We start from the raw sequence: 10,484 nt of genomic DNA, 5'->3' as shown, positions 1-10,484 counted from the left end.
GTTTCCACCTGCACCGCATCGCCTGTCGAAGGCGTCGGGCCGGGTGTCCGGTCGCTACGTCGCGTCATTGGGCGCGGCTGGTTCGGGTGTCGCGTCGACCACTCGTCGGACCGGAGATGGTCCGAACCTGGGCCCTGCACTGGTCGAACACCCACGACATCGCTCACCCCGCGTGTACGGCATGGCCGATGCGCACCGCCGTCCGGCCGATCCCTGCCCCTCTCATCCCATCCAAACGCTTAGCGCCTTCGACAACGGCCATCGCGGCGACGATGCGGGCGCGCGGGACTCACGCTAGGATGGGCGCGACAAGGGGGCCCCATGAGCCAGGACTTCGCGCTTCTGTACCTGCAGCTCGGGCTGCATCCGGACTGCAGCCTCGAAGACCTCAAGCGCGCGTACCGCGTGCGCGTGGGCGAACTCCACCCCGATCGTCATCTCGAACAGGATTCGTCCAGCGACGCGCATCGCGCGCTCACCGAACTCACCGCGCTGTACTCGGGTGCGATCCGCTTCCACCGCATCCACGGCCGCCTGCCCGGCGCGGTCCAACGCGGGCCCGCGCCAGCGCCTGCGAGCACGGGCGGTTTCGGCACTGCATACGTACCGCCGACGCAGCGTGCGCCCGACGAAGGTTCCGGCACGCGTGCGCGGTCACTCGCCACGCGCGCGGAACAGACGCGCCCGATGTCGCGCATCGCCACGCTAAGCATTCTCGCGCTGGTGGTGATCATGGTCGTGCTGCACTGGTCGGAGACGAGTGCACCGTCCCACCAGGACGGCGGCGGCGCTGTCGCCGAGGCCGCGCCGGATGCGCCGCGACTGGAACTAGGCATGGAAGAGGCTTCGGTCATCACGATCCAGGGGCAACCCGAACGCGTGCAGGACGGCGTCTGGAACTACGGGTCGTCGTGGGTGCGCTTCGAGGACGGACACGTGGTCGACTGGGCCAGCGTGCCGCCGAACCGCCTGATGACACCGACGCCGCGGCCGGTGCATGAAGAGGAAGAAGTGTTGGAGCCGTGATGGGCGCATCACACGACCCTCCCGCGATTGCCCCCTCTCCCCTTGCGGGAGAGGGACAGGCGCGAAGCGCCAGGGAGAGGGGTGGACATGCGATGCGCCGGAGCTCCCGGCACCCTTGCCCTCTCCCCTTGCCCTCTCCCGCAAGGGGAGAGGGGGGAGCGATTGCCGTGCGGGTCTGACTTCGTCGACCTTCTCACGATCTTCGATGGGGAGAGCTTCCGTGTTTCGCCCTACCGGGACCCGCGCTGGAACAACACCACCTCGACCGTCTGCAGCAGGATGATCAGGTCGAACACGAGGCCGTGGTTCTTCACGTAGAACAGGTCGAACTTCAGCTTTTCCTCGGCATCGCGCACCGACGCGCCGTACGGATAGCGCAGCTGCGCCCAACCGGTCAGGCCCGGCTTCACGCAGTGGCGCACGGCGTAGTAGCGGATCTCGCGACTGAGCATGTCGACGAACTGAGGACGCTCCGGGCGCGGGCCGACGATGCTCATCTCGCCGCGCAGGATGTTGAACAGCTGCGGCAGTTCGTCCAGTCGCGTCAGGCGGATGAAGCGCCCAACACGCGTGGTGCGGTCGTCGCCGCGCTGCGCCCAGCGTGCGACACCGTCGCCTTCGGCGTCCACGCGCATGCTGCGGAATTTCACCAGTTCGAACGGGCGGCCGCCTTCGCCGATGCGCGTCTGCTGGTAGAGGATCGGGCCGCTCGACTCCAGGCGGATCAACACGGCCACCAGCGCCATCAGCGGCCACGTCAGCAGCAACAACAGCGACGCCGCCAGCATGTCGAAGCCGCGCTTGTTGAAGCAGCGCGAGGTGGAGTGATCGAAGCCGCCCGAGAACACCAACCATGACGGATCGACGAGGTTGGTCGTGACGATGCCTGCCTCGCGTTCGAAGAACGTCGACAGATCGGTCATGGCGACACCGCGCTGCACGCAGGTCAGCATCTCCTCCATCGGCAGGCCGCCGCGGCGCTCGTCCGGCGCGACCACGACTTCGCTGATCTGCAGCCGGTTCGCGAGCGCGGCGAGTCCATCCGTCGGCGCGACCTGCATTGCTGCCGGCACCGTCGATTCCTGTCCCGGGATCGGCACGAAGCCGACCAGCGTGAAGGCGCGACGATCGCTGTCGCGGCGCAGTCGCGTATTGATCAGGTCTGCGTTGTGGCCGGCGCCAAGCACCAGCACGCGCCGCCTGAAGAAGTCGCCGCGCACCAGGTGCACCATGCAGAAACGCAGCAGCCCGATGGCGACGATGCCCAGCACCATCGCGATGACGATGACACCGCGACCGATGTAGGCCATCGGCAGCAGGTAGTAGAGGACCATCAGGCCGATGCCGCCGATCGCGAACGACACCAGCAGGCGCAGCGCGAATTCGAAGCGGTTCAGGCGGACGTGGACCTCGTACAGGCCCAGCGCCGCCATCGCCGTGGTCGCGAACATGCCGACCAGGAAGGCGCGCAGCGCGATGTTCTCAGAGAAGATCTCATGGCCCTCGGGATCGTTCATGAAGCGCAGGTACGCCGCGCCGATCACCGCCGCCATCACCAGCAACAGTTCCAGCAACCACAGCAGCATCGCTGCCCGGTTTTTCATGCTCGCCTTGCCGAACATCATGGGACCGCACTCCTGACTCGGTGCGCGCGCATTCCGGCGCGCGCACGGTTGGCACACTGCAGTTCGCTCGGTTCGGGGAATCCTGGCCGCTGGGGCCGCGCGTCTTCCGTCACGGTGGTCATGACGTTCCCCCCGACGCGCTCACGACACCTGTAACGCCCTGCCGTCGGCGATCCGGCCAACGTCCGGGCGCAGGTGTCGGCATTCGACCGCGGCATCGCCCGGCGTGGCGACCGCCGCGGTCCATCGCTCGCCGATATCGAGCATCGCCAGCCGCACGCTGCACGCCGTGTCATCCCGCGTGCGACCGGTGAGTGGAAACGTTTCGCCGGCGCTGGCCCGGAAGGTGTTCATTTCGCGCGCCAGGCCAATCCCTTCGGCCTTCAACAGCGCCTCCTTGCGCACCCACAACGACAACAGGGCACGGCTGTAGGCCGGCTCTGGAAAGCCAGCAAGCGACTGCAGTTCCGACGGATGGCAGACGCTGGCGGCGATGCCCGGCAATTCGCCGGCGCGGAACGCGGCCTCGATGTCCACGCCCACCGGGCCACGCGCGCACAGCGCGAATGCGGCCACGCCGTCGGCATGGCTGAGGCTGGTGTGGAGGGCGCGGCCGTGCAGTTCGTGACCGGGAAGCCAGGGACAGCCGTTCGCGTCGCGACCGATGCTCACCGACGCCGGCGGAACCGCGATGGCGTTGGCGACGAACAGACGGTGCAGCGCGTAAGTGAGTGCAAGCGCTTCGCGATCCGCGGGAATGCGGCGCTGGCTGACGCGCTGGCGTTCGGATGCGTCGAGCAGCCCCCACGCGTCATCGAGCCAGGGCTGCCACTCGCGCAGCTCGACCACGGCCACGGTGCAGCGCTCCACCGCCATCGGCTCGCAGAAAAAGGCCTGGTGGAGTCGACACGCCGGTTCGTCCTGCCGCCATGCGACTGCCACCATTGCCTCGCCCCTGTCCGGCCCGTGCCGGCACTGCCACGGATACATCGATCTGGAACGCGGGCGGCATCGGGATCAGGACAGACACTGCGCGAATCGCGCATCGCGTCCTGTCCGGGCGCGCCGCTGCGTTTACCTGTCTCGAGGCGGACGTTCCGATCCGGTTTCCGCCAGGGGATCGTGCATGCGTTTCGAACGCCACCACTTCGACTGAGCCGCGGATGGACACCACCGATATCGGAGAACGCGCCGTCCATCGGCCGATGCGTGACGCGCAGGCGGCCGCGCACGGCGCCAGCGACACCCTCGCGCCACCGCTGCTGGAAACCGCGCGTGTCGGCGTGGTCGGGCTGGGTTACGTCGGGCTGCCGCTCGCGGTGGCGTTCGGACATCGCTACGACACCGTGGGCTTCGACATCAACGCGCTGCGCGTGGACGAACTGCGCGCCGGACGCGACAGCACGCTGGAAGTCGACGCCGATGAACTCGCCTCCGCGCGGCGCCTGCGCTTCAGCAGCGAGCTGGAAACGTTGCGCGGATGCAACGTCTACATCGTCACCGTGCCCACGCCGATCGACGCGGCCAAGCGTCCGGATCTGGGTCCGCTGGCGCGCGCGAGCGAAGCGCTGGGCAAGGTACTCAAGCGTGGCGACGTCGTCGTGTACGAATCGACGGTGTATCCCGGCTGCACCGAGGAAGTGTGCGTGCCGATCCTGGAGCGCGCGTCGGGCCTGGTGTTCAATCGCGATTTCTTCGCCGGCTACAGTCCCGAGCGCATCAACCCGGGCGACAAGGAACACCGGCTCACGCGCATCCTCAAGATCACTTCGGGCTCCACGCCGGAAGCGGCCGAGTTCGTCGATCGCCTGTACGGTTCGATCATCGAGGCCGGCACGCACAAGGCCAGTTCGATCAAGGTCGCCGAGGCGGCCAAGGTCATCGAGAACACGCAGCGCGACCTCAACATCGCACTCGTCAACGACCTGGCGATCCTGTTCAACAAGCTCGGCATCGACACGCTGGAAGTGCTGCAGGCGGCGGGAACGAAGTGGAATTTCCTGCCCTTCCGTCCCGGCCTGGTCGGTGGTCATTGCATCGGCGTGGATCCGTATTACCTGACCCACAAGGCGCAGGAGATCGGCCACCACCCGGACGTGATCCTCGCTGGCCGCCGCACCAACGACGGCATGGGCGCCTACATCGCCAGCGAAGTCGTGCGCCTGATGGTGCGCAAGGGCATCAATCCGGTGCGCGCGCGGATCCTGATCCTCGGCCTCGCGTTCAAGGAAAACTGCCCGGACCTGCGCAATACGCGCGTGGTCGACATCGTGCAGGCACTACGGGGCTATAACGCGAACGTCGATGTGCACGATCCGTGGGTCGATGCGCGACAGGCCATGCACGAGTACGGCATCGAGCCGACACCAGTGCCGACGGCGGGCGAATACGACGCGGTGATCGTCGCGGTCGCGCATCGCGAGTTCGCCGCGCTTGGCGCGACTGGCGTGCGCGCGCTCGGCAAGCCGACGTCGGTCGTCTACGACGTCAAGTACGTGCTGCCGCGCGATGCAGTCGACGGGCGACTGTGACCCATGAAAGTCCTCGTCACCGGGACCGCCGGTTTCATCGGATCGCACGTCGCGCTGGAGTTGTTGAAGCGCGGCGATGAGGTCGTGGGGCTCGACAACCTCAACGACTACTACGACGTGAGCCTCAAGCGTGCGCGACTTGCACGTTTCACAGGCCATTGCGCCTACACGCACGCGCATGGCGACCTGGCCGATCGCGACGCCGTCGAGGCGCTGTTCCGCGAACACCGACCGCAGCGCGTGGTGCACCTGGCGGCGCAGGCCGGCGTGCGTTACGCGGCGGAGAATCCGCATGTGTACGTGTCGAGCAACGTGACCGGTTTCCTGCACGTGCTCGAAGGCGCACGCCGCCACGAGGTCGAACATCTTGTCTACGCGTCGACCAGTTCGGTGTACGGTGCGAACACGACGATGCCGTTCTCCGAACACCAGTCCACCGAGCATCCGCTCACGCTCTACGCCGCGACCAAGAAGGCCAACGAGGCAATGGCGCACAGCTACGCGCACCTCTACGGCCTCGCGAGCACGGGCCTGCGCTTCTTCACGGTGTACGGCCCGTGGGGTCGTCCGGATATGGCGCTGTTCCTGTTCACGCGCGCGATCCTCGCGGGCGAGCCGATACAGGTCTTCAACCACGGGCGCCACAAGCGCAGCTTCACCTACATCGACGACATCGTCGGCGGCGTGGTGCGCGCGCTCGATCGCGTGCCCGGCATTGATGATCGCTGGAACGGCGACACACCCGACCCGGCCAGCAGCGGCGTGGCGCCGTACCGGCTGTACAACATCGGCAGCCACGAGAGCGTCGATCTGCTTCGCTACATCGAAGTGCTCGAAGACTGCCTGGGCCGCAAGGCGACGATGCGGATGCTGCCGTTGCAGGCCGGCGATGTGCCATCCACCGAGGCGGACTGCAGCGATCTCGCGCGCGACATGGGCTATGCGCCGAGCGTGCGCGTGGAAGAGGGCGTGGCGAACTTCGTCGACTGGTACTGCGATTACTACGGCGTTGTGCGTGGCGCACGATTCGCGGCGCATGAAGCGCGCGAAGCGAACGCGGTGGGCGGCTGATCGCTTCGCTCACGACGGATTCGTTCGCACTCCGCAGGTCGGCGGACGTTAGGCGTCGAAGAAATAGCCGGAAAGAAAAAAGCAGAAGGGCCGATGATCATCGGCCCTTCTGCTTTTGTGTGGCGCGCCCGGAGAGATTCGAACTCCCGACCACCAAGTTCGTAGCCTGGTGCTCTATCCAGCTGAGCTACGGGCGCTGAGTTGAAAAATTATGAAGGACCGTTTCCGATTCGTCAAACATTTTTCGAACATTTCTGTCTGGCCGCATGTGGCGGTTTCGACAGTGCGCGAACCAGCGATTCGCGTGGATGAGGTGCGAACCCGTCGCGGATGCCGTGCATCCGGAAGGATCCGACCCGATCCGATGGAACTGGCGGAGACTGAGGGATTCGAACCCTCGATGGAGCTTTTGACCCCATACTCCCTTAGCAGGGGAGCCCCTTCGGCCTCTCGGGCAAGTCTCCGCGATGCCTCAAAGCGGTGCGGGCGCAAAGCATAACGGCTCGCTTCGCGCTCGGCAAACGATTTTGTCAGCCCGCGTTGTGCTTGCCAGCATCGCCATCCGCGGGCTCTTCGCCGCGCTGGATGCGCTGGTAGATCTCTTCACGATGGACCGCGACATCTTTCGGTGCGGTAATGCCAATACGCACCTGGTTTCCCTTGACGCCGAGCACGGTGACGGTCACCGAGTCGCCGATCATCAAGGTCTCACCGACGCGACGCGTCAGGATCAGCATCTAAACATCTCCTATGACCGGCCCTTCGGGGTCCGGCAAGTGGGCGCTCCCGGGAGCGCCACGGATTTCCACAAATAAACGTGAGCCATCTTAGCGGCGGGCCAAACCGCCCCGCAACCGCGAAGGGTCCGCGCTCACCATTCAGACAAGCTTGTTTTCCACCCATCCGGCGACGGCGGCAAGTGCCTGGACCAGGGCCGGGCCATCATCGCCACCACCCTGGGCCATGTCGGGTCGACCACCGCCCTTGCCGTTGATCTGACCGGCAACGTGCGCAAGGAGTTCCCCCGCTTTCACCTTGCCCGCCGCGCTTCCGTTCACGCCCGCGACCAGGGCCGCCTTGCCCTCGCTGGCGCCGGCCAACACGATCACCGCATCGCCCAACTGCTGCTTGAGGCGGTCCACCGCATCGCGCAGCGCCTTGGCGTCGAAACCTTCCAGACGGGTCGCCACAACCTTCACTCCCGATCCCACCTGCACAGCCGAGGCCGCCAGATCAGAGGTCGCGCCGGACGCCGCCTTCGACTTCAGGGATTCCAGCTCGCGCTCCAGCTTCTTCTGTCGATCGAGCAGGCTGCGCAGCTTGTCGGCGACGTCAGCGGCATTGCCGCCGAGCAGGCGCGCGGCCTCCTCCAGACGGTGTTCTTCCTCGGCCACGTAGTCGAGGGCGCCCTGCCCGGTCAGCGCCTCGATGCGGCGCACGCCGGCGGACACGCCGCCTTCGGACACGATCTTGAACAAACCGATGTCACCGGTACGCGAAACATGCGTGCCGCCGCACAGCTCGGTGGAGGCCTCGCCCATGCGCAGCACACGCACGCGGTCGCCGTACTTCTCGCCGAACAGCGCCATCGCGCCGAAATCCAGCGCTTCCTGCATGCCCATGTGGTGCACTTCGGCGGCATGGTTCTTGCGGACCTGCTCGTTCACGCGGCGCTCGATCTCGGCCAGCTCGCTCGCGCTCACCGGCGCGAAGTGCGAGAAGTCGAAACGCAGGCGGTCGGGCGCGACCAGCGAACCCTTCTGGGTGACATGGTCGCCGAGCACTTCGCGCAGCGCCGAGTGCAACAGGTGCGTCGCGGAATGATTGAGCACGGTCGCCGCACGACGCACGCCATCGACCGTGGCACGCACGCGGTCGCCGCGCTGCAGCGAACCGGACGCGAGCTTTCCGACGTGGCCGTGGAACTGGCCGGCGAACTTCAGCGTGTCGCGCACGGCGAAGCGGGCCGCAGCGAGTTCGACATCGCCGGTGTCGCCGACCTGGCCGCCGCTTTCGGCGTAGAACGGCGTGCGATCGAGGATCACCGCCGCTTCGTCGCCCGCTTCGATCCGGTCGACCGGACGGCCGTCCTTCAGCAGCGCGACGATTTCCAGCCCGTCATCGACGAGCTTGTCGTAACCGAGGAACTGGGTCGGCGCGAGCTGCGCGGCGAGCTCCGCGGGCATCGTCGTCGCATTGCCGAACTTGCCGGCCGCACGCGCGGTTTCGCGCTGCTGCTCCATCGCCGCGTCGAAACCGTCCATGTCCACCGACAGGCCGCGCTCACGCGCGATGTCGGCGGTCAGGTCGACCGGGAAGCCGTAGGTGTCGTACAGGCGGAACGCGTCGATGCCGGGGATCGTGGTATTCGAACGCGCGGCGACTTCATCGAAGATGCGCATGCCGGCGTCGAGCGTTTCGGCGAAGCGCTCTTCCTCGGCAAGCAGCGCCCGCTCGACGAACTCGCGCTTGGCGGTCAGTTCGGAATACGCATCGCCCATCACCTCGACCAGCGGCGCGACCATCTTGTGGAAGAACGGCCCCTTCTGGCCGAGCATCCAGCCGTGGCGCAACGCGCGACGGATGATGCGGCGCAGGACGTAGCCGCGGCCTTCGTTGCTGGGCAGCACGCCGTCGACGATCAGGAACGCGCAGGCGCGGATGTGGTCGGCGATGACGCGCAGCGACTTGTTGTCGAGGTCGGCGGTGCCGGTGAATTCCGCGGCCTTGGCGATCAGGTGACGGAACAGGTCGATCTCGTAGTTGCCGTGCACGCCCTGCAGCACGGCGGCGAGACGCTCCAGGCCCATGCCCGTGTCGACGCACGGCGCCGGCAACGGCACGAGCGTGCCGTCGGGCTGGCGGTCGAACTGCATGAACACCAGGTTCCAGATCTCGATGAAGCGATCGCCATCCTCATCGGGCGAGCCCGGAGGACCGCCAGCGATGTGCGCACCGTGGTCGTAGAAGATTTCAGTGCACGGACCGCAGGGACCGGTGTCGGCCATCTGCCAGAAATTGTCCGACGCGAACGGCGCGCCCTTGTTGTCGCCGATGCGGATGATGCGCTCGGCGGGCACGCCGATGCGCTTGTTCCAGATCTCGTAGGCCTCGTCGTCTGTGTGGTAGACCGTGACGGTCAGGCGTTCGGGCGCCAAGCCCCACACACCGGTCAGCAGTTCCCACGCCCAGGCGATGGCGTCCTGCTTGAAGTAGTCGCCGAACGACCAGTTGCCCAGCATCTCGAAGAAGGTGTGGTGGCGCGCGGTGTAACCGACCTGATCGAGGTCGTTGTGCTTGCCGCCGGCACGCAGGCAGCGCTGCACGTCGGCCGCGCGCACGTAGCCCGGCTTCTCGCTGCCGAGGAACACGTTCTTGAACTGGACCATGCCCGAGTTGGTGAACAGCAACGTCGGGTCGTTGGCCGGCACCAGCGGTGCCGAGGGCACGATGGTGTGGGCCTTGCTACGGAAGAATTCGAGGAAATCGCTGCGGATTTCGGTAGTGGTTTTCATGCCTGTCGCGCGAAGTCGGGGACGGGGCCGGACTGACACGGACCGGTCCATGCCCCTCACGATGGGGGCGTCGACTGGAGCAGGCAACCCAAGGCCGAAAGCCGGTTAGCGTAGCAGGACAGTGGAGGTCGCGCTCGCGTGAAAAGGTCGGCCATCCGGGGACGCGTACAGGGCGGGTGCGGGACTGCAACGACCCGGGTCTCAGTCCTCCGGATCGAACCGGGTCGCGGCGCGGACGCTGGCCCCGTCAAAGCCGCGGCGCAGGAGGAAATCGGCGGCCTTGCGGCGCGCGGCAAGGTCGTCCAGCGACGCGCCGAAGCGGCGGCGGACGAGATCGCGCGCAGCCTCGGCCCAGTCGCCTTCGAAGGTGTCCATTGCCCGCTCGATGGCCTCACGGTCGAGGCCATGCGTGGCCAGCTCCGCGCGGATGCGGAGCGGGCCGTAACCGCTGCCCGCACGGCTGCGAACAAGGCTTTCGGCGAAACGGATGTCGTTCTGCCAGCCCTCGCCCGCCAACCGATCTACCGCGGCCTTCACCTCACCGGCGTCCAGACCGCGCGACGTCAGCTTGCGGCTCAGCTCCTTGCGCGAGTGCTCCCGCCGCGCGAGCAGCCCCAGAGCGCGCTGCACCGGGGTCTGTTCGCGACTCCGGCGGCGACGGCCTGCGCCATCGCCGGAACCGCCGGTGGGAGCGTCATGCATCGTGCGAAACCGGA

At 66.9% G+C, this 10,484-nt stretch carries 8 protein-coding genes and 2 tRNA genes; 3 read left to right on the top strand and 7 right to left on the bottom strand.

What is annotated here, in order from left to right; translation table 11 throughout:
• Positions 1–321 precede the first annotated feature (321 nt).
• Entirely contained in the window at positions 322–1,026 is a 705-nt protein-coding gene (locus FOF45_RS12970; RefSeq protein WP_158985503.1) for a J domain-containing protein, read from the top strand.
• A 230-nt stretch (positions 1,027–1,256) separates the two neighbouring features.
• On the opposite strand, the gene FOF45_RS12965 is transcribed toward FOF45_RS12970, so the two are convergent.
• Positions 1,257–2,651 (bottom strand): TIGR03013 family XrtA/PEP-CTERM system glycosyltransferase, encoded by a 1,395-nt coding sequence (locus tag FOF45_RS12965; RefSeq protein ID WP_325063857.1) that lies wholly within the window; start codon positions 2,649–2,651, stop codon positions 1,257–1,259.
• A gap of 141 nt (positions 2,652–2,792) precedes the next feature.
• Positions 2,793–3,596, bottom strand: coding sequence for a 4'-phosphopantetheinyl transferase family protein (locus FOF45_RS12960; protein WP_158985501.1), 804 nt, complete (start codon positions 3,594–3,596; stop codon positions 2,793–2,795).
• Positions 3,597–3,913: 317 nt separating this feature from the next.
• Between FOF45_RS12960 and tviB the strand changes: the two genes are divergently transcribed.
• Positions 3,914–5,182 (top strand): Vi polysaccharide biosynthesis UDP-N-acetylglucosamine C-6 dehydrogenase TviB, encoded by a 1,269-nt coding sequence (gene tviB / locus FOF45_RS12955; protein ID WP_425481959.1) that lies wholly within the window; start codon positions 3,914–3,916, stop codon positions 5,180–5,182.
• 3 nt (positions 5,183–5,185) lie between these two features.
• Positions 5,186–6,253: an NAD-dependent epimerase gene (locus FOF45_RS12950; RefSeq protein WP_158985499.1), complete on the top strand. Its 1,068-nt coding sequence runs from the start codon at positions 5,186–5,188 to the stop codon at positions 6,251–6,253.
• Between the two features lie 120 nt (positions 6,254–6,373).
• On the opposite strand, the gene FOF45_RS12945 is transcribed toward FOF45_RS12950, so the two are convergent.
• The 5 genes from FOF45_RS12945 to recX all read right to left on the bottom strand — a co-directional run bounded on the left by FOF45_RS12945 (position 6,374) and on the right by recX (position 10,470).
• A tRNA-Arg gene (locus FOF45_RS12945) sits at positions 6,374–6,450 on the bottom strand.
• Positions 6,451–6,624: 174 nt separating this feature from the next.
• Positions 6,625–6,717: transfer RNA gene (locus FOF45_RS12940), tRNA-Ser, on the bottom strand.
• A 66-nt stretch (positions 6,718–6,783) separates the two neighbouring features.
• Positions 6,784–6,990, bottom strand: coding sequence for a carbon storage regulator CsrA (gene csrA, locus FOF45_RS12935; protein ID WP_158985497.1), 207 nt, complete (start codon positions 6,988–6,990; stop codon positions 6,784–6,786).
• Between the two features lie 141 nt (positions 6,991–7,131).
• Complete coding sequence (gene alaS / locus FOF45_RS12930; RefSeq protein WP_425481926.1) at positions 7,132–9,819, bottom strand: alanine--tRNA ligase; 2,688 nt, start codon at positions 9,817–9,819, stop codon at positions 7,132–7,134.
• A 150-nt stretch (positions 9,820–9,969) separates the two neighbouring features.
• Positions 9,970–10,470 (bottom strand): recombination regulator RecX, encoded by a 501-nt coding sequence (gene recX, locus FOF45_RS12925; protein WP_158985493.1) that lies wholly within the window; start codon positions 10,468–10,470, stop codon positions 9,970–9,972.
• Positions 10,471–10,484 lie beyond the last annotated feature (14 nt).

Origin of the sequence: Lysobacter panacisoli (assembly GCF_009765165.1) — a bacterium.
Lineage (GTDB): Bacteria > Pseudomonadota > Gammaproteobacteria > Xanthomonadales > Xanthomonadaceae > Lysobacter_J > Lysobacter_J panacisoli.
This window is presented reverse-complemented; position numbering and strand designations above follow the sequence as displayed.

Coding starts and splice junctions, on each gene's coding strand:
- alaS (WP_425481926.1), bottom strand. CDS start 9,819: ATGGACCGGTCCGTGTCAGTCCGGCCCCGTCCCCGACTTCGCGCGACA.
- FOF45_RS12965 (WP_325063857.1), bottom strand. CDS start 2,651: ATGATGTTCGGCAAGGCGAGCATGAAAAACCGGGCAGCGATGCTGCTG.
- FOF45_RS12950 (WP_158985499.1), top strand. CDS start 5,186: ATGAAAGTCCTCGTCACCGGGACCGCCGGTTTCATCGGATCGCACGTC.
- csrA (WP_158985497.1), bottom strand. CDS start 6,990: ATGCTGATCCTGACGCGTCGCGTCGGTGAGACCTTGATGATCGGCGAC.
- recX (WP_158985493.1), bottom strand. CDS start 10,470: ATGCATGACGCTCCCACCGGCGGTTCCGGCGATGGCGCAGGCCGTCGC.
- FOF45_RS12960 (WP_158985501.1), bottom strand. CDS start 3,596: ATGGTGGCAGTCGCATGGCGGCAGGACGAACCGGCGTGTCGACTCCAC.
- FOF45_RS12970 (WP_158985503.1), top strand. CDS start 322: ATGAGCCAGGACTTCGCGCTTCTGTACCTGCAGCTCGGGCTGCATCCG.